A 17,280-nucleotide genomic window follows, 5' to 3' on the forward strand; every position below is an offset into this window, starting at 1 on the left:
TCTGCGGGAGGTGCCGGACGGGAGGGAGGCCGGGCTGAGGATGGTAGTGACAGGGCCACCCTCTGGCGCTCGTGCGTTGATACGTTCCTTGGGTGAGCGACAACGAGCTGGGCACCTTCTTGCGTACGTGCCGTGAGGCGGTCACACCCGCCGACGTCGGGCTGCCCACCGGATCCCGTCGTCGCACGCCGGGGCTGCGCCGCGCCGAGCTGGCCACGCTGGCCGGCATCAGCGTCGAGTACCTGACCAGGCTCGAACAGGGTCGTGACCACAATCCGTCGTCCCAGGTGCTCGGCGCCCTGGCGGACGCGCTGCGGCTGGCCGTGCACGACCGGATCCTGTTGCGCCGCCTGGCGAAGGAGTCGGGCGACGAGGCCGTGCTCTGCTGTGCCGGGGTGACTCCGGCCCGCACGGTGCGCCCCACCACGCGGGCCCTGCTGGACCGGCTGGAGCCCACCCCCGCCGTCCTGCTGAACCCGCTCGGCGACATTCTCGCGTACACCACCGGTTATGAACGGCTCGCGGCCCCCTTGGGGCTGCTCGACGGCGCGCACCCCAGCATCCTCCGCTACGTGTTCACCGACGAGAGGGCCCGTACCGCCTTCCCGGACTGGGACCGCGTGGCCGACGAGCAGGTCGCCGCCTTCCGGCACGAGGTGCCGTCCAGCGATCCCCATGTGGTCGCGCTGATCGACGAGTTGACCATCACGGCCGGAGCCCCGTTCGCCGACCGTATGGCCGCCGTGCCCGTCATGCCCCGGTCGGCCGGGGCCGACCTCGTCGCCCATCCCGAAGTCGGCCCTCTGCGCCTCGCCCACGAGACGCTTGCCCTGCCGAACGACGGCCAGCGCCTGATCGTGCACCTGCCCGCCGATGACGCCACGGCCGACGCGCTCGACCGGCTCAACGGCCGCCGGCCCGGCGCGCTGCGCGCCGTCAACAGCTGACGCCCGCCAGCGGCCGCACAGGTCGCCCTAGAAAGCGCCCACCTCATAGGCGTACGGCGGTTCCGCGCCCGCCCGTGAGCAAGTGATCGCCGCCGCGCGCGCCGCATACCGCAGCAACTCGCTCCAGCCGTCGGCGCCCAGGCCCGCCAATGCCGTCGCGGACAGGGCGTCACGGGCGGCGAGCCCATGCAGCAGCGCCGCGTTCACCGTGTCGCCTGCACCGATCGTGTCCACCACGTCGACCCGTTCGCCCGGCACGGCGTACTCCGCGCCGTCGCGGGTGAAGACGGTCAGGCCGTCGCCGCCGCGGGTGACCACGACGGCCGCCGGGCCCGACGCCAGCCATTCGCGCGGGGTGCCGCCCAGCCAGTCCGCGTCCTCCTCGGACAGCTTGAGCAGCGACACCGACGGCAGCCAGCTCTTGAACCGAGCCCGGTAGGCGTCCGCATCGGCGATCAGCACGGAGCGGATGTTCGGGTCGAGCGCGGTGAACACGCCCCGCGCGGACGCGACCCGCATCAGCTCCTCGTAAGCACTCGCGCCCGGCTCCAGGATCAGCGAACACGTGCCGAACGACACCGCCGTTGTCCCGGCCGGGAGTTCGTCCGGAGCCGAGAACAGCCGGTCCGCCGTGCCCTCGACGTAGAACGAGTAACGGGCCGAGCCGTCCGCGCCGATCGACGCGACAGCGAGGGTCGTCGGCTCCGTGCCCCGCTGCACGGACGCCACGTCGACGTTCGCCTCGCGCAGCCCGTCGAGCAGGGCCTCGCCGAAGGCGTCGGACGACACCCGTGAGCAGAAGGCGGCCGGCGAGCCGAGACGGCCCAGCGCCACCGCCGTGTTGTACGGGCCGCCGCCGCGGCGCGGATCCAGTCCCGCGAGCGCGCCCGCCTCCTGCGGCACCAGATCGATCAGGGCCTCACCGGCGACGACGATCACGAGTCGGATCCTTTCTCGGGGCAGCCGCACGAGGTGCGGTGAACGAAGGCGGAGGGCAGCCGGAGCGTACGGCCCGGACGGCCGGGAGAGGCCAGCCGTTCCAGGAGCAGCCGTACGGCCTGGGCCCCGATGTCCTTGCTGGGCTGGGAGATCGCGGTGAGCCGGGGCGAGAAGAGGTCCGCCCAGGAGAAGTCGTCGAAACAGCACAGGGCCACATCGTCGGGCACGGACATCCCCCGCTCGCGCAGGGCTCGCAGTGCGCCGATGGTCATGGTGTTGTTCGCGGTGACGAGTGCCGTCGGCGGCGCCGGGAGGGACAGCAGGTCGCCGGTCGCGCGTTCGGCGCCCTCCGCCTCCGAGCTGCCACAGACCACGAGACGTTCGTCGTACGGGAGCCCCGCGTACGCGAGCCCGTGCCGGTACCCCGAGATCCGCTCGCTCGTTGTGCTGAGCCCAGGCAGGCCGCCGACCAGGCCGATCCTCTTGTGGCCCAGCTCGGCGAGGTGGGTGACCAGCTGCCTGACGGGCTCGGTGTTCTCCGCGCAGACCTGGTCGAAGGTGAAGCCGGGCGCCGTGGCCTCGTCGACCAGCCGGTCCAGGAACACCGTCGGTACGTCATGCCGCCCGAGGTAGCCGATGAGCTCGTCCGGCTGCACCGACGGCGCGACGATCATGCCGTCCACCCGCCGCTCGTGCAGCAGTTGGACCACTTTGCGCTCGTGCGCCGGATCGTCGTGAGGGTCCGCGATCAGCAGGCTGTAGCCCTGCTCCAGGGCCCCGGCCTCGACTCCCTGCAGGATCTCCGTGAAGTACGGATTGCTGATCGCCGACACCGCGAGCCCGATGGACCGGGTACGCGCCGTGACCAGGGATCTCGCCAGCGAGTTGGGCGTGTAGCCGAGCTCGTCGATGGCGTCGAGCACTGCTTGGCGGGTGGTCGGCCGCACGGTGCGGGTGTTGTTGAGGACGTGCGAGACCGTCGCGACGGATACGCCCGCGCTGCGGGCCACGTCGACCATGGTCGCCATGGGGTTCCTCCTCCCACCCTCGCCCCGGCCGACCGGCCGGGCGCTCTTTGGACGGGACCGTACCCCATGGGATGGGCAGACGTAAACGCTTGCGCAAGCGATTACGTAAGCGTTTACGTCCGCCAGCGCCCCAGCGCCCCAGCGCCCCAGCGCCCCAGCGCCGCCTCAGTCGCTCATTCCCAGTCCCACCCGATCCCCACGATCCCCGACCGCACCCGTGGCTCGACCATGTGCACCGACCGATGGCGCTCGCTGAGCGCCAGTTCCTGACGGCCGCTGCGCGGCGCCGCCGCCGAGTGCTGAGTGAACCGGTGGCAGTGCACGGGCAGTGCCTCCTCGGTGAACCGCACCTCCAAGGCGTACTGCCCGCCCGGGGAGCCGAAGTCGCGGACGTACTCCCTGGACGCGCCGGCCGTGCCGTCCTCGACGCCGTAGCGGAACAGGCAGGTGTCGCCGATCCGCAGCCGGGTGTCGAAGAGCAGTTCCGACACGAGCACCCCGGTGTCGTGGTGCCAACGCACCCGTCCCGTGCGGCAGTTCTCCAGGGCGTGCACCGTCATGCGCTCCGGTGCGCATCCCGGGTCGCCGTGGTGGACGGCCACATAGCGGTCGATGCCGTCCTTGTGGGCGCGCACGATGTGCTGCGAGTCGCGCCCCGACAGCTCCCGGCGCGAGCCGATCCGCACCCGCTCGTGCTGGCCGAGCATGTGCAGTCCACTGTCGAGCGACGCTCCCAACTCGGCGAGCAGCTTCTCCAGGGCGCCGGAGGCCTCCACCAGGGCGCGGTACGAACGGGCCGCGGGGCGTGCCTGACCGGGGCGCTCCCCGGCCTGAGCGAGCAGTCGTACGAGCGACTCGTCGGGCAGCTGGAGTATCTCCTCCAGGGCGCGTACGGCCCGTAGCGACTCGGGGCGCTGTGGGCGGCGGGCGCCCTGCTGCCAGTAGCTCAGGCTCGTTACGCCGACCTTGACCCCGTATCGCGACAGATGATGCTGGACGCGCTGCAGCGGCAGTCCGCGGGTGGCGATCGCGGCGCGCAGGGCGACGTGGAAGGGGCCGCCTTGCAGCGCGGTCTCCAGTTCGGCCGTGGCGACGTCCGCGTGCTGTTTGCTCTGCCGCATGCAGGACCCTTTCTGTGAAGTCACCCCGCATTGAAGCGTGTTGATCAAGGCCGGACAACACTTGGCGCCCAGCAGTCAAAATTCCGGCAACTCCCGTTCTCAGTGCCACAGCAGTCCTGTCCACAGGGGCGCCGAGGCTTCATCCACAGGCCCGTCGCGGTGTCACACCTCGCCAGTAGGGTGTGAGACATGGCCGACCCCTCCAGCTACCGCCCCAAGCCGGGGCAGATCCCCGACTCGCCGGGGGTCTACAGGTTCCGTGACGAGCACCGCCGGGTGATCTACGTCGGGAAGGCGAAGAGCCTGCGCCAGCGGCTGGCGAACTACTTCCAGGACCTGGCGGGCCTCCATCCGCGTACGCGCACCATGGTGACGACGGCCGCGTCGGTGGAGTGGACGGTGGTGTCCACGGAGGTCGAGGCGCTGCAGCTGGAGTACTCCTGGATCAAGGAGTACGACCCCCGGTTCAACGTCAAGTACCGCGACGACAAGAGCTACCCGTACCTCGCAGTCACCATGAACGAGCAGTTCCCGCGCGTGCAGGTGATGCGCGGCCAGAAGCGCAAGGGCGTACGGTACTTCGGGCCGTACGGGCATGCGTGGGCGATCCGCGACACCGTGGACCTCCTGCTGCGCGTTTTCCCCGTCCGCACCTGCTCCGCCGGCGTCTTCAAGAACGCCGAGCGCACCGGCCGCCCTTGTCTGCTCGGCTACATCGGTAAGTGCTCGGCCCCCTGTGTCGAGCGGATCTCCGCCGAGGACCATCGTGAACTCGCCGAGGCGTTCTGCGACTTCATGGCCGGCCGCACAGGGACGTACATCCGTCGTCTGGAGCGGCAGATGACGGACGCGGCCGAGGAGATGGAGTACGAGCGGGCGGCCCGCCTCCGCGATGACATCGAGGCCCTCAAGAAGGCCATGGAGAAGAGCGCGGTCGTGCTTGCCGACGCGACGGACGCCGATCTGATGGCGGTCGCCGAGGACGAGCTGGAAGCCGCCGTGCAGATCTTCCATGTGCGGGGCGGACGGGTGCGCGGCCAGCGGGGCTGGGTGACGGACAAGGTGGAGGCCGTCACCACCGGGGATCTCGTCGAGCACGCCCTCCAGCAGTTGTACGGCGAGGAGACCGGCGACTCCGTGCCCAAGGAGGTGCTAGTCCCGGCATTGCCCGAGCCCGTCGAGCCCGTCCAGGAGTGGCTCACCACACGCCGAGGCTCCAATGTCTCGTTGCGCATCCCGCAGCGAGGCGACAAGAAGGCCCTCATGGAGACGGTGCAGCGCAACGCGCTCCAGGCGCTCGGGCTGCACAAGACCAAGCGCGCCTCCGACCTCACGACCCGCTCGCGCGCACTGGAGGAGATCGCCGAGGCCCTCGAACTGGACAGCGCGCCCCTGCGGATCGAGTGCTACGACATCTCGCACCTCCAGGGGGACGACGTGGTGGCCTCCATGGTGGTCTTCGAGGACGGCCTCCAGCGCAAGAGCGAGTACCGCCGTTTCCAGATCAAGGGCTTCGCGGGGCAGGACGACGTCCGCTCCATGCACGAGGTGATCACCCGCCGCTTCAAGCGTTACCTCGCCGAGAAGGAGAAGACCGGCGAGTGGGCGGACGGGGAGAACACACTCACCGAGGAGGACGGCCGGCCCAAGCGGTTCGCGTACCCGCCGCAGCTGGTCGTCGTCGACGGCGGACAGCCTCAGGTCGCTGCCGCCCAGAAGGCCCTGGACGAGCTCGGTATCGACGACATCGCCGTCTGTGGCCTCGCCAAGCGCCTCGAAGAGGTCTGGCTGCCCGGCGACGACGACCCGGTGGTGCTGCCGCGCACCAGCGAAGGGCTCTATCTTCTTCAGCGTGTACGCGACGAAGCGCACCGCTTCGCGATCAACTACCAGCGCACCAAGCGGGCCAAGCGCTTCAGGGTGAGCCCGCTGGACGACGTGCCGGGCCTCGGCGAGACGCGTAAACAGGCGCTGATCAAGCACTTCGGTTCGGTGAAGAAACTGCGATCCGCGACCATCGAGCAGATCTGCGAGGTCCCCGGCATAGGCCGCAAGACGGCCGAGGTGATCGCCGTGGCTCTCGCCGAGGCGACCCTGGCCGCACCCGCCGTGAACACGGCGACTGGAGAGATCATGGAAGACGAGGAAGAAGCGGCACCCGAAACGACGGTGGGTTCCGCTCAGGAGCCCGTGTCCGCGGGATCCTCGAACGAGCGACGGGGGCAGGAACCATGAACGAGCAGGACGAGCAGGACACCGAGCGCACAGCCGAACAGGAAGCCGGGCGCACGGCGGAACACGAGAAACCGCCGAAGGCGGCGAGCGAAGATCACTCGCCGTCCGAAGCGAGCGAACAAGCCGGCGAGCAAGCGGAGCAAGCACCCGAAGCGGGCCGGCAAGACGGAGCGCAAGTGAGTACGGGCATCGAAACAGCCGGGGTCCCTGAAGCGGCCATCCCCGAGCTGGTGATCATCTCCGGTATGTCCGGTGCGGGCCGGTCGACCGCCGCCAAGTGTCTGGAGGACCTCGGCTGGTTCGTCGTCGACAACCTCCCGCCCGCGCTGATCCCCACCATGGTGGAACTCGGCGCCCGCTCCCAGGGCAATGTCGCCAGGATCGCGGTCGTCGTGGACGTACGGGGCCGCCGCTTCTTCGACAACCTCCGCGACTCCCTCGCCGACCTGGAGGCCAAGAGCGTCACCCGGCGGATCGTCTTCCTGGAGTCCTCCGACGACGCCCTGGTGCGCCGCTTCGAGTCCGTGCGCCGCCCGCACCCCCTCCAGGGCGACGGCCGCATCGTCGACGGCATCGCCGCCGAGCGCGAGCTGCTGCGCGAACTGCGCGGCGACGCCGACCTGGTGATCGACACCTCCAGCCTGAACGTGCACGAGCTGCGCGCCAAGATGGACGCCCAGTTCGCCGGCGAGGAGGAGCCCGAGCTGCGGGCCACCGTGATGTCCTTCGGCTTCAAGTACGGCCTGCCGGTCGACGCCGACCTGGTCGTGGACATGCGGTTCCTGCCCAATCCGCACTGGGTCCCGGAGCTGCGCCAGTACACCGGCCTCAACGAGGAGGTCGCGGCGTACGTCTTCAACCAGCCCGGAGCCAAGGAGTTCCTCGACCGGTACGCCGAGCTTCTCCGCCTCGTCCAAGCCGGCTACCGCCGCGAGGGCAAGCGCTATGTGACCATCGCCGTCGGCTGCACCGGAGGCAAGCACCGCTCCGTCGCGATGTCGGAGAAGCTCGCCGCCCGTCTGGTGTCCGAGGGAGTGGAGACGGTCGTCGTCCACCGGGACATGGGCCGCGAATGACGGGTCGTACGCTGCGACTGAGCAGGCTGCGCAGGGTCGGCACCGAAGGCCAGGGCGGTAAGCCCGCCGAGTCGCGCGGCGGCAAGCCGCGCCGCCGCGGCACGCAGCCGAAGGTCGTCGCGCTCGGCGGCGGCATGGGTCTGTCCGCCTCGCTCGCCGCCCTGCGCCGTATCACCGGCGACCTCACCGCGGTCGTCACGGTCGCCGACGACGGGGGCTCGAGCGGCCGCCTCCGGGACGAGCTGGGCGTGCTCCCGCCCGGCGATCTGCGCAAGGCCCTCGCCGCGCTGTGCGGCGACGACGACTGGGGCCAGACCTGGGCCCGCGTCATCCAGCACCGCTTCCAGTCCCAGGGCGAACTGCACGAGCACGCGGTCGGCAATCTGCTGATCGTCGCCCTCTGGGAGCAGCTCGGCGATCATGTCCAGGCCCTCGACCTGGTCGGCAAACTCCTAGGCGCGCACGGACGCGTGCTGCCCATGTCCGCCGTGCCACTGGAGCTCCAGGCCCTCGTCAAGGGCCACGATCCGGAGCGGCCCGAGGGCATCGAAACGGTGCGCGGCCAGGCCACCGTCGCCCTGACGACCGGTGAGGTGCAGTCCGTGCACCTGGTGCCGCACGACCCGCCCGCCGTCCCCGAGGCCGTCGCGGCGGTCCTCGACGCGGACTGGGTGGTTCTCGGCCCCGGCTCCTGGTTCTCCTCGGTGATCCCGCATCTCCTTGTGCCCGATCTGCTCGACGCACTTACGGAGACGAAGGCGCGCCGGGTGCTCTCCCTGAACCTCGCCGCGCAGCCGGGAGAAACCGAGGGCTTCTCCCCGCAGCGTCATTTGGAGGTTTTGGGACGACACGCCCCTAAACTCGCCCTGGACGTGGTACTGGCCGACGAGGCCGCCGTGCCCGACCGCGATTTACTCACCGAAGCCGCCCAGCGGTTCGGGGCCGCGGTCGAGCTGGCGCCGGTGGCCCGCACCGACGGATCTCCGAGGCATGACCCGGAGCTGTTGGCCGCCGCGTACGACCGTATTTTTCGGATGCATGGAAGGATCGGCCCATGGCGATGACGGCAGCGGTGAAGGATGAGATCTCCCGGCTCCCCGTCACCCGGACCTGTTGCAGAAAGGCGGAGGTCTCCTCCCTTCTGCGGTTCGCCGGAGGCCTCCACCTGGTGAGCGGCCGCATCGTGATCGAGGCGGAGCTGGACACCGCGATGGCGGCGCGCCGCCTCAAGCGGGACGTCCTGGAGATCTTCGGCCACAGCTCCGAGCTGATCGTGATGGCTCCCGGGGGCCTGCGCCGCGGCTCCCGCTATGTCGTCCGTGTGGTTGCCGGTGGCGACCAGCTCGCCCGTCAGACCGGGCTGGTCGACGGCCGGGGCCGGCCGATCCGCGGGCTGCCCCCGCAAGTGGTCTCGGGCGCCACCTGTGATGCCGAAGCGGCCTGGCGCGGGGCGTTTCTGGCGCACGGCTCGCTGACCGAGCCGGGCCGCTCCTCCTCCTTGGAGGTGACCTGCCCGGGACCCGAGGCGGCGCTTGCGCTGGTCGGCGCGGCCAGGCGGCTCCAGATCGCCAGCAAGGCCCGTGAGGCGCGGGGCGTGGACAAGGTGGTCGTCCGCGACGGTGACGCGATCAGCGCCCTGCTGACGCGTCTCGGCGCCCACGAGGCCGTGCTGGCCTGGGAGGAACGCCGGATGCGCCGCGAGGTGCGCGCCACCGCGAACCGTCTCGCCAACTTCGACGACGCCAACCTGCGCCGCTCCGCCCGCGCCGCCGTCGCCGCCGGAGCCCGTGTGCAGCGCGCCCTGGAGATCCTCGGTGACGAGGTACCCGAGCACCTCGCCGCCGCCGGACGGCTGCGCATGGAGCACAAGCAGGCCTCCCTGGAGGAGCTGGGCGCGCTCGCCGACCCGCCGCTGACCAAGGACGCCGTCGCGGGCCGTATCCGCAGACTGCTCGCCATGGCCGACAAGCGTGCCCAGGACCTGGGCATCCCGGGGACGGAGTCCACCCTCTCCGAGGAACTGGCAGACAATCTGGTGGGCTGACCGCACGGCCCCGACGCAACTCTCTACGGCCCCCTACGGGCCTCGATGCCCGGGCGGTCCGTACCCCTACTGGTGGGTACGGACCGCGGTGCCGTGTATGGGCCCTCGGATGTCACTCTGGGGGCCTCAGGGAGGTAGGGTCGTAGGCGGTCGGGGACATCCCATACAACTCGCCGGCATCTGAGCTGGCGTACCAACGAGGAGATCGGTTCGTGACGATCCGCGTAGGCATCAACGGCTTTGGCCGCATCGGTCGTAACTACTTCCGCGCGCTGCTGGAGCAGGGTGCAGACATCGAGATCGTGGCTGTCAACGACCTGGGTGACACCGCGACCACCGCTCACCTGCTGAAGTACGACACCATCCTGGGCCGCCTGAAGGCCGAGGTGTCCCACACCGAGGACACCATCACCGTCGACGGCAAGACGATCAAGGTCCTCTCCGAGCGCAACCCCGCCGACATCCCCTGGGGCGAGCTGGGCGTCGACATCGTCATCGAGTCGACCGGCATCTTCACGAAGAAGGCCGACGCCGAGAAGCACATCGCCGGTGGCGCCAAGAAGGTCCTCATCTCGGCTCCGGCCAAGAACGAGGACATCACCATCGTGATGGGTGTCAACCAGGACAAGTACGACGCGGCCAACCACCACGTCATCTCGAACGCTTCCTGCACCACCAACTGTGTGGCCCCGATGGCCAAGGTTCTCGACGAGAACTTCGGCATCGTCAAGGGCCTGATGACGACGGTGCACGCGTACACGAACGACCAGCGCATCCTGGACTTCCCGCACTCGGACCTCCGCCGCGCCCGTGCCGCCGCCGAGAACATCATCCCGACGACCACCGGTGCCGCCAAGGCCACCGCGCTGGTCCTTCCGCAGCTCAAGGGCAAGCTCGACGGCATCGCGATGCGCGTCCCGGTCCCGACGGGCTCGGCCACCGACCTGGTCGTGGAGCTCCAGCGCGAGGTCACCAAGGACGAGGTCAACGCCGCGTTCAAGAAGGCCGCCGACGACGGCGAGCTCAAGGGCTTCCTGTTCTACACCGAGGACCAGATCGTGTCCTCGGACATCGTCGGCGACCCGGCCTCCTGCACCTTCGACGCCTCCCTGACCATGGTCCAGGAGGGCAAGTCGGTGAAGATCCTCGGCTGGTACGACAACGAGTGGGGCTACTCCAACCGCCTCGTGGACCTCACGGTCTTCGTCGGCGGCCAGCTCTAAGTCCCAGAGCAAGCACGTTGATGTGAGCACAGGGCCCGGGCAGCGCACCGCCGCGCTGCCCGGGCCCTGTGTCACGTACTGATCGACCAGCCCTCCAGGACAAAAGAGCTCCCAGGAGTCCCCTTATGAAGACGATCGACGAACTCCTCTCCGAAGGCGTGGACGGCAAGCGGGTCTTCGTGCGCGCCGACCTGAACGTGCCGCTGGCCGACGGCCGTATCACCGACGACGGTCGCATCCGCGCCGTCCTGCCCACCGTCAAGGCCCTTGCGGAAGCGGGCGCCAAGGTGGTCGTCGCCTCGCATCTGGGTCGCCCCAAGGGCGCCCCGGACCCGGCGTTCTCGCTGCTGGCCGCCGCCGAGCGGCTCGGTGAACTCCTCGGCGCGCCCGTCGCGTTCGCCCAGGACACCGTCGGCCCCGCCGCCCACGACGCCGTGAACGGCCTGCAGCCCGGCCAGGTCGCGGTCATCGAGAACCTGCGCTTCAACGCCGGTGAGACGTCGAAGGACGACGCCGAGCGCGGCGAGTTCGCGGACCAGCTGGCGGCCCTGGCCGATGTCTACGTAGGCGACGGTTTCGGCGCGGTGCACCGTAAGCACGCCTCCGTGTACGACCTCCCGGCGCGCCTGCCGCACTACGCCGGCTACCTCATCGCCACCGAAGTCGGTGTCCTGAAGAAGCTCACCGAGGACGTCAAGCGCCCCTATGTCGTCGCGCTCGGCGGCGCCAAGGTCTCCGACAAGCTCGCCGTCATCGACCAGCTTCTGGGCAAGGCCGACCGGCTGCTGATCGGCGGTGGCATGGCGTACACCTTCCTCAAGGCCAAGGGGTACGAGATCGGCAGCTCTCTCCTCCAGGAGGACCAGATCCCGGTCGTCATCGAGTACATCGAGCGCGCCGAGAAGTCTGGTGTCGAGCTGGTCCTGCCCGTCGACGCACTGGTCGGGTCCGAGTTCCCGGACCTGAAGACCAAGGCCCCGGCCGATCCCACCACCGTCGCCGCGGACGCCATCCCGGCCGACCAGATGGGCCTGGACATCGGTCCGGAGTCCCGCAAGCTGTACGCCTCGAAGCTCGCCGACGCCGCCACCGTCTTCTGGAACGGTCCCATGGGCGTCTTCGAGCATCCCGACTACGCCGAGGGCACCAAGTCGGTCGCCCAGGCCCTTCTCGACTCCCCGGCCTTCACGGTCGTCGGCGGTGGTGACTCAGCCGCGGCGGTTCGCATCCTGGGCTTCGACGAGACCGCATTTGGCCACATTTCGACCGGTGGCGGTGCCTCCCTCGAATACCTCGAGGGCAAGACGCTCCCCGGCCTCGCCGCACTGGAGGACGACCGCGCATGACCACTCGTACGCCGCTGATGGCGGGCAACTGGAAGATGAACCTCAACCACCTCGAGGCCATCGCCCACGTCCAGAAGCTCGCCTTCGCCCTGGCCGACAAGGACTACGAGGCCGTCGAGGTCGCCGTCCTCGCGCCCTTCACCGACCTGCGCTCCGTGCAGACCCTGGTCGACGGCGACAAGCTCAAGATCAAGTACGGCGCTCAGGACGTCTCGGCGCACGACTCCGGTGCCTACACCGGTGAGATCTCCGCCCCGATGCTGGCCAAGCTCAAGTGCACCTACGTGACGGTCGGCCACTCCGAGCGCCGGCAGTACCACAACGAGACCGATGAGCTCTGCAACGCCAAGGTCAAGGCCGCCTTCAAGCACGGCCTCACGCCGATCCTGTGCGTCGGTGAGGAACTGGACGTCCGCGAGGCGGGCAACCACGTCACGCACACGCTCGCCCAGGTCGAGGGCGCCCTCAAGGACGTACCGGCCGAGCAGGTCGAGTCCATCGTGGTCGCGTACGAGCCGGTCTGGGCCATCGGTACCGGCAAGGTCTGCGGCGCCGACGACGCCCAGGAGGTCTGCGCGGCGATCCGTGGCAAGCTCGCGGAGCTGTATTCGCAGGAGCTGGCCGACCAGGTCCGCATCCAGTACGGCGGCTCCGTGAAGTCCGGGAACGTCGCCGAGATCATGGCGAAGCCCGACATCGACGGCGCCCTGATCGGCGGTGCCTCGCTGGACGCCGACGAGTTCGTCAAGATCGTCCGGTTCCGCGACCAGTAAGTGCCGGTCCGGTGACCAGTAAGTAGGCGCTGGCGGCGATACGTCGTACCCTTGCGGGGGCCGGGCGGCTTCGCTTATGAAGCTCCGGCCCCCGTCGTCCGTACAAGTCCGAGGAAGTTGGTCCAGCCGTGGTTATGGGGTTCTCGATCGCCCTGATCGTCTTCAGCCTGTTGCTGATGCTGCTGGTGCTGATGCACAAGGGAAAGGGCGGCGGCCTCTCCGACATGTTCGGTGGCGGCATGCAGTCGTCCGTCGGCGGCTCCTCGGTCGCCGAGCGCAACCTCGACCGCATCACCGTCGTGGTCGGTCTGTTGTGGGCCGCGTGCATTGTCGTGCTCGGCATCCTGATGAAGGTCACCAACTGACCAGCGGCTGACGTCGGTACGACAGCGCATCTTTCGCATAAAGCCCCATGTTCGGTACGCGCTCGCGAGCGCGGCCTATCATGGGGCTTGCGTCTTTGGGTGGGGGTGTAACTCCAGTCACTGGACGCGCGTTGGCCCTTACGTACACTGAGGCGCTCGCAGCGAAGCATCACGCCGACTCGCTTCGCAGCACCATTACGCAGGGAGTTACAACCGTGGCAAGTGGCAACGCGATCCGAGGAAGCCGGGTCGGGGCGGGGCCGATGGGCGAGGCCGAGCGCGGCGAGTCCGCGCCGCGGCTGAGTGTCTCCTTCTGGTGCTCCAACGGGCACGAGACGCAGCCGAGCTTCGCCAGCGACGCGCAGGTTCCCGAAACTTGGGACTGCCCGCGCTGCGGCTTTCCGGCTGGACAGGACCGGGACAACCCGCCGGACCCGCCGCGCACCGAACCGTACAAAACGCACCTGGCGTACGTACGGGAGCGGCGCAGCGACGCGGACGGCGAGGCGATCCTTGCCGAGGCGCTCGCCAAACTGCGAGGCGAAATCTAGGACTTGAGAAACCGGCCGGGCACCCATGGGTACGCGGCCGGAGCTGTTGCGTGGCATAAAGCCCTGCTCCGTTAAGTTGGGACCGGCAGCGGGGCAACGTACGCAGCAGACAGTACGAAAGAGGGCTGAAGTCCGAGATGAACGCAGACAGCCGTACCCGGCTCAACCAGAAGCCCGAGTGGACCGCTCTGGCCAAGCACCGCGAGGAACTCAGCGAGGTGCGGCTGCGTGAGCTGTTCGCCGCGGACCCGGGGCGCGGCTCCGGATACACACTCCAGGTCGGCGATCTGCACGTCGACTACTCCAAGCATCTGGTCACCGACGAGACACTGCGGCTGCTGCGTGAACTGGCCGCCGCGGCCGATGTGTTCGGGCTGCGGGATGCCATGTTCCGCGGCGAGAAGATCAACACGACCGAGGACCGCGCCGTGCTGCACACCGCGCTGCGCGCGACGCGCGACGCGGTCATCGAGGTCGACGGCGAGAACGTCGTGCCTGGTGTGCACGCGGTGCTCGACAAGATGGCCGACTTCGCCGGCCGCGTCCGCTCGGGCGCGTGGACCGGGCATACCGGCAAGCGCATCCGCAATGTGGTCAACATCGGCATCGGCGGCTCGGATCTGGGTCCGGCGATGGCGTACGAAGTGCTGCGGTCCTTCACCGACCGGGAGCTGACCGTCCGCTTCGTGTCGAACGTGGACGGGGCCGATCTGCACGAGGCGGTACGGGACCTGGACCCGGCCGAGACGCTGTTCATCATCGCCTCGAAGACCTTCACCACCATCGAGACGATCACCAACGCCACCTCGGCGCGCAACTGGCTGCTGACCGGCCTGAAGGCGGACCAGGACGCCGTCGCCAAGCACTTTGTGGCTTTGTCGACGAACGCCGAGAAGGTGGCGGACTTCGGCATCGACACGGCCAACATGTTCGAGTTCTGGGACTGGGTCGGCGGCCGGTACTCGTACGACTCGGCGATCGGGCTTTCGCTGATGATCGCGATCGGACCTGACCGGTTCCGCGAGATGCTGGACGGTTTCCGGCTGGTCGACGAGCACTTCCGTACCGCGCCCGCCGAGTCCAACGTGCCGCTGCTGCTCGGCCTGTTGGGCATCTGGTACGGCAACTTCCATGACGCGCAGTCGCACGCGGTGCTGCCGTACTCGCACTACCTGTCCAAGTTCACGGCGTACCTGCAGCAGCTGGACATGGAGTCCAACGGCAAGTCCGTGGGGCGGGACGGCGAACCCGTGGAGTGGCAGACCGGGCCCGTCGTGTGGGGCACGCCGGGGACCAACGGGCAGCACGCGTACTACCAACTCATCCACCAGGGCACGAAGTTGATCCCGGCCGACTTCATCGCCTTCGCCGAGCCGGTCGCGGATCTGCTGCCGGGGCTCGTCGGTCAGCACGACCTGCTGATGGCCAACTTCTTCGCGCAGACGCAGGCGCTGGCCTTCGGGAAGACGCCGGACGAGGTGCGTGCGGAGGGGGTGCCCGAGGAGCTGGTGACGCACAAGACCTTCCAGGGCAACCATCCGACGACCACGATCCTCGCGCGCGAGCTCACACCTTCGGTGCTCGGTCAGTTGATCGCGCTCTACGAGCACAAGGTGTTCGTGCAGGGCGCCGTCTGGAACATCGACTCCTTCGACCAGTGGGGTGTCGAGCTCGGCAAGGTGCTCGCCAAGCGCGTCGAGCCGGCGCTGACCGAGGGGGCGGATGTGCCGGGGCTTGACGAGTCGACGAAGGCGTTGGTCGCCAAGTACCGGGAGATGCGCGGGCGTTGAGCCAGGGTGGCTCGGGCCGGGGCCTTGGGCCGCGGTTCCGTTAATCGGATGCGCGGCCGCCGCCCGGCGGGTGACACTGCTCCGGCGCTGTCACCTGCCGGGAGGACGTCATGGACCAGCTGCTTGCCGCACTCGCGGATCCCGAACGCCAGCGGCTGTATGCCCGCATCGTGCTGGACCAACTGCCGCCGGGCGAGCAGGACTCCGCCGTGGTGCGCAAGCACCTGGGGCGGCTGATCGCCGCGGGGCTTGTCGAGCGGATGGCTGACGGCTCCTTGCGGGCCGATCCCGCCGTGTTCCGGCGCGCCCGGTCCGTGGAGGAGGCGCATCCCGGGGTTCCGCGTCGGCTCGTGGGGTTCTTCGCGCAGGGGCGGCTTACCGCGATTCCGGTGCGGCCGGCCGTACGGCGTGAGCTGCTTGCCCATCTGACGGGCACGCTCTTCGAGAGCGAGCGCGGCTACTCCGAGGCCGAGGTCAACGCGGCGTTCCGCACCGTGCACGACGATACGTCGGCGCTGCGGCGCTATTGCGTGGAGAACGGGTTGCTCGTGCGTGAGCGGGACGGCAGCGTTTACCGCGTGGCTGCTGCCTGAGCGCCCCGCTGGGTGCGGGGGCTGCGGGTAGCGCCGAGAAGGTGCGGTTGAGTGCGGGCTGCGGGTAGTCCTGGGCTGATCGCGCCCCGCGGCGGAGCCGCATATGTCACAGCCCCGCGACCCTTACGGGGCGCTGTCGTGGCCGCGTGCTATCACAGCCCAGTCGTCGGCCCGCCGGATATCTTCCGGCGGGGCCGACGACGTACGCGGCACAGGTGCTCAGGGCGACGCGGGTGGGTACAGCGACCGAGGCAGCTGGGAGGCTGCTGGCGCGTCCAGGAGCCACAGTGTGCGGGAGCGGCCGTACGCGCCTGCCGCCGGGGCCTGGATCTCGCCCGCGCCCGAGAGGGCTATGGCCGCGGCCTTTGCCTTGTCCTCGCCCGCGGCCAGGAGCCATACCTCGCGAGCCGCCCGGATCGCGGGCAGGGTCAGGGAGATGCGGGTCGGCGGGGGCTTGGGCGCGCCGTGTACGCCGACCACCATGCGCTCGGTTTCCCGTACGGCGGGCAGCTCCGGGAAGAGTGACGCGACGTGGGTGTCCGGGCCGACGCCCAGCATGAGGACGTCGAAGGTGGGGACGGTGCCATGGTTCTCGGGGCCCGAGGCCTTGGCCAGCTCGGCGGCGTACGCCCCTGCCGCCGCGTCGGCGTCCTTGCCGTACGGGCCGTCCGACGCGGGCATGGCGTGCACGCGGTGCGGATCCAGCGGTACCGAGTCGAGGAGCGCCTCGCGGGCCTGGGTGACATTGCGCTCCGGGTCGCCCTCGGGCAGGAACCGCTCGTCACCCCACCACAGGTCCAGGCGGCCCCAGTCGATGGCATCCCGCGCGGGGGCCGAACTCAGCGCCGCGAGGAGGCCGTTGCCGTTGCGCCCGCCCGTGAGCACCACCGAGGCATAGCCCCGGGAGGCCTGCGCGTCCACGATTTTCGTGATGAGCCGGGCCGCGGCGGCCTGGGCCATCAGTTCCTTGTCGTGGTGGACGACGAGCTGCGGCGCCGTACTCACTTGGACGCCACCCTCTTGGCCAGGTCGGCAGGCGTGGCCGGAGCCGCCTTGTCGGCCTCCTTCGCCGGCTCCTGGGCGGACGCCTCGGTCGGTGCCTCCGTAGCGGAGATCCCAGCCTCGGAAGCCCTCGCCGCAGAATCCGCAGAATCCGCCGAACTCGTAGACTCCGCTGCCCCAGATGACTGAGGGCAGTGGCGCGTTGCGTTGCCACTGCCCTCAAGCCGTTGCCGCGGAGGCTCAGGAA

Annotated in this window: 16 protein-coding genes; 12 read left to right on the forward strand and 4 right to left on the reverse strand. The window is 69.5% G+C overall.

Features of this window, described 5'->3' with window-relative positions:
* Positions 1 to 92: 92 nt before the first annotated feature.
* Positions 93 to 947 (forward strand): helix-turn-helix domain-containing protein, encoded by an 855-nt coding sequence (locus G6048_RS29205; protein ID WP_165342591.1) that lies wholly within the window; start codon positions 93 to 95, stop codon positions 945 to 947.
* A 27-nt stretch (positions 948 to 974) separates the two neighbouring features.
* On the opposite strand, the gene G6048_RS29210 is transcribed toward G6048_RS29205, so the two are convergent.
* The 3 genes from G6048_RS29210 to G6048_RS29220 form a co-directional block, all read right to left on the reverse strand.
* Entirely contained in the window at positions 975 to 1,886 is a 912-nt protein-coding gene (locus G6048_RS29210) for a carbohydrate kinase family protein (RefSeq protein ID WP_165342592.1), read from the reverse strand.
* The gene (locus tag G6048_RS29215; protein WP_165342593.1) at positions 1,883 to 2,914 is read right to left on the reverse strand and encodes a LacI family DNA-binding transcriptional regulator; all 1,032 of its coding nucleotides are present in this window, start codon (positions 2,912 to 2,914) and stop codon (positions 1,883 to 1,885) included. The genes G6048_RS29210 and G6048_RS29215 overlap by 4 nt, the downstream gene beginning before the upstream one ends.
* A 173-nt stretch (positions 2,915 to 3,087) precedes the next feature.
* A complete protein-coding gene (locus tag G6048_RS29220) occupies positions 3,088 to 4,035 on the reverse strand; it encodes a hypothetical protein (protein WP_165342594.1) in 948 nt (315 codons plus the stop codon).
* Positions 4,036 to 4,224: 189 nt separating this feature from the next.
* On the opposite strand from G6048_RS29220, the gene uvrC reads away from it, so the two are divergent.
* The 11 genes from uvrC to G6048_RS29275 all read left to right on the forward strand — a co-directional run bounded on the left by uvrC (position 4,225) and on the right by G6048_RS29275 (position 16,031).
* On the forward strand, positions 4,225 to 6,270 hold the full coding sequence (gene uvrC, locus G6048_RS29225; protein ID WP_165342595.1) for an excinuclease ABC subunit UvrC: 2,046 nt from the start codon (positions 4,225 to 4,227) through the stop codon (positions 6,268 to 6,270).
* Entirely contained in the window at positions 6,267 to 7,346 is a 1,080-nt protein-coding gene (gene rapZ, locus G6048_RS29230) for an RNase adapter RapZ (RefSeq protein WP_235990467.1), read from the forward strand. Before uvrC ends, rapZ begins: the two co-directional genes overlap by 4 nt.
* Entirely contained in the window at positions 7,343 to 8,410 is a 1,068-nt protein-coding gene (locus tag G6048_RS29235) for a gluconeogenesis factor YvcK family protein (protein ID WP_165342596.1), read from the forward strand. The genes rapZ and G6048_RS29235 overlap by 4 nt, the downstream gene beginning before the upstream one ends.
* Positions 8,401 to 9,390 carry a DNA-binding protein WhiA gene (gene whiA / locus G6048_RS29240; protein ID WP_165342597.1) on the forward strand — a complete coding sequence of 330 codons (990 nt, stop codon included), beginning with the start codon at positions 8,401 to 8,403 and terminating at the stop codon, positions 9,388 to 9,390. The genes G6048_RS29235 and whiA overlap by 10 nt, the downstream gene beginning before the upstream one ends.
* Positions 9,391 to 9,602: 212 nt before the next feature.
* Positions 9,603 to 10,613, forward strand: a complete 1,011-nt coding sequence (gene gap / locus G6048_RS29245; protein ID WP_165342598.1) for a type I glyceraldehyde-3-phosphate dehydrogenase — start codon at positions 9,603 to 9,605, stop codon at positions 10,611 to 10,613.
* Between the two features lie 125 nt (positions 10,614 to 10,738).
* The gene (locus G6048_RS29250; protein ID WP_165342599.1) at positions 10,739 to 11,959 is read left to right on the forward strand and encodes a phosphoglycerate kinase; all 1,221 of its coding nucleotides are present in this window, start codon (positions 10,739 to 10,741) and stop codon (positions 11,957 to 11,959) included.
* A complete protein-coding gene (gene tpiA, locus G6048_RS29255) occupies positions 11,956 to 12,732 on the forward strand; it encodes a triose-phosphate isomerase (RefSeq protein ID WP_165342600.1) in 777 nt (258 codons plus the stop codon). Before G6048_RS29250 ends, tpiA begins: the two co-directional genes overlap by 4 nt.
* A 134-nt stretch (positions 12,733 to 12,866) precedes the next feature.
* A complete protein-coding gene (gene secG / locus G6048_RS29260; protein WP_165342601.1) occupies positions 12,867 to 13,097 on the forward strand; it encodes a preprotein translocase subunit SecG in 231 nt (76 codons plus the stop codon).
* A gap of 215 nt (positions 13,098 to 13,312) precedes the next feature.
* Positions 13,313 to 13,648 (forward strand): RNA polymerase-binding protein RbpA, encoded by a 336-nt coding sequence (locus G6048_RS29265; protein ID WP_165342602.1) that lies wholly within the window; start codon positions 13,313 to 13,315, stop codon positions 13,646 to 13,648.
* Positions 13,649 to 13,785: 137 nt separating this feature from the next.
* Positions 13,786 to 15,438 (forward strand): glucose-6-phosphate isomerase, encoded by a 1,653-nt coding sequence (pgi, locus tag G6048_RS29270; RefSeq protein ID WP_165342603.1) that lies wholly within the window; start codon positions 13,786 to 13,788, stop codon positions 15,436 to 15,438.
* A gap of 314 nt (positions 15,439 to 15,752) precedes the next feature.
* Positions 15,753 to 16,031, forward strand: a complete 279-nt coding sequence (locus G6048_RS29275) for a DUF2087 domain-containing protein (protein WP_328827290.1) — start codon at positions 15,753 to 15,755, stop codon at positions 16,029 to 16,031.
* 219 nt (positions 16,032 to 16,250) lie between these two features.
* Here the strand turns inward: G6048_RS29275 and pgl are convergent, their stop codons facing one another.
* The gene (pgl, locus tag G6048_RS29280; RefSeq protein ID WP_165342604.1) at positions 16,251 to 17,036 is read right to left on the reverse strand and encodes a 6-phosphogluconolactonase; all 786 of its coding nucleotides are present in this window, start codon (positions 17,034 to 17,036) and stop codon (positions 16,251 to 16,253) included.
* Between the last annotated feature and the right edge of the window lie 244 nt (positions 17,037 to 17,280).

The sequence above is a fragment of the Streptomyces ureilyticus genome (genome assembly GCF_011045025.1).
GTDB classification, from domain to species: domain Bacteria; phylum Actinomycetota; class Actinomycetes; order Streptomycetales; family Streptomycetaceae; genus Streptomyces; species Streptomyces ureilyticus.

Bases quoted from the DNA above. Each gene is read 5' to 3' on its own strand.
- G6048_RS29250 (WP_165342599.1), top strand. From the start codon at position 10,739: ATGAAGACGATCGACGAACTCCTCTCCGAAGGCGTGGACGGCAAGCGG.
- G6048_RS29235 (WP_165342596.1), top strand. From the start codon at position 7,343: ATGACGGGTCGTACGCTGCGACTGAGCAGGCTGCGCAGGGTCGGCACC.
- uvrC (WP_165342595.1), top strand. From the start codon at position 4,225: ATGGCCGACCCCTCCAGCTACCGCCCCAAGCCGGGGCAGATCCCCGAC.
- rapZ (WP_235990467.1), top strand. From the start codon at position 6,267: ATGAACGAGCAGGACGAGCAGGACACCGAGCGCACAGCCGAACAGGAA.
- G6048_RS29220 (WP_165342594.1), bottom strand. From the start codon at position 4,035: ATGCGGCAGAGCAAACAGCACGCGGACGTCGCCACGGCCGAACTGGAG.
- pgi (WP_165342603.1), top strand. From the start codon at position 13,786: ATGAACGCAGACAGCCGTACCCGGCTCAACCAGAAGCCCGAGTGGACC.
- secG (WP_165342601.1), top strand. From the start codon at position 12,867: ATGGGGTTCTCGATCGCCCTGATCGTCTTCAGCCTGTTGCTGATGCTG.
- whiA (WP_165342597.1), top strand. From the start codon at position 8,401: ATGGCGATGACGGCAGCGGTGAAGGATGAGATCTCCCGGCTCCCCGTC.
- tpiA (WP_165342600.1), top strand. From the start codon at position 11,956: ATGACCACTCGTACGCCGCTGATGGCGGGCAACTGGAAGATGAACCTC.
- G6048_RS29215 (WP_165342593.1), bottom strand. From the start codon at position 2,914: ATGGCGACCATGGTCGACGTGGCCCGCAGCGCGGGCGTATCCGTCGCG.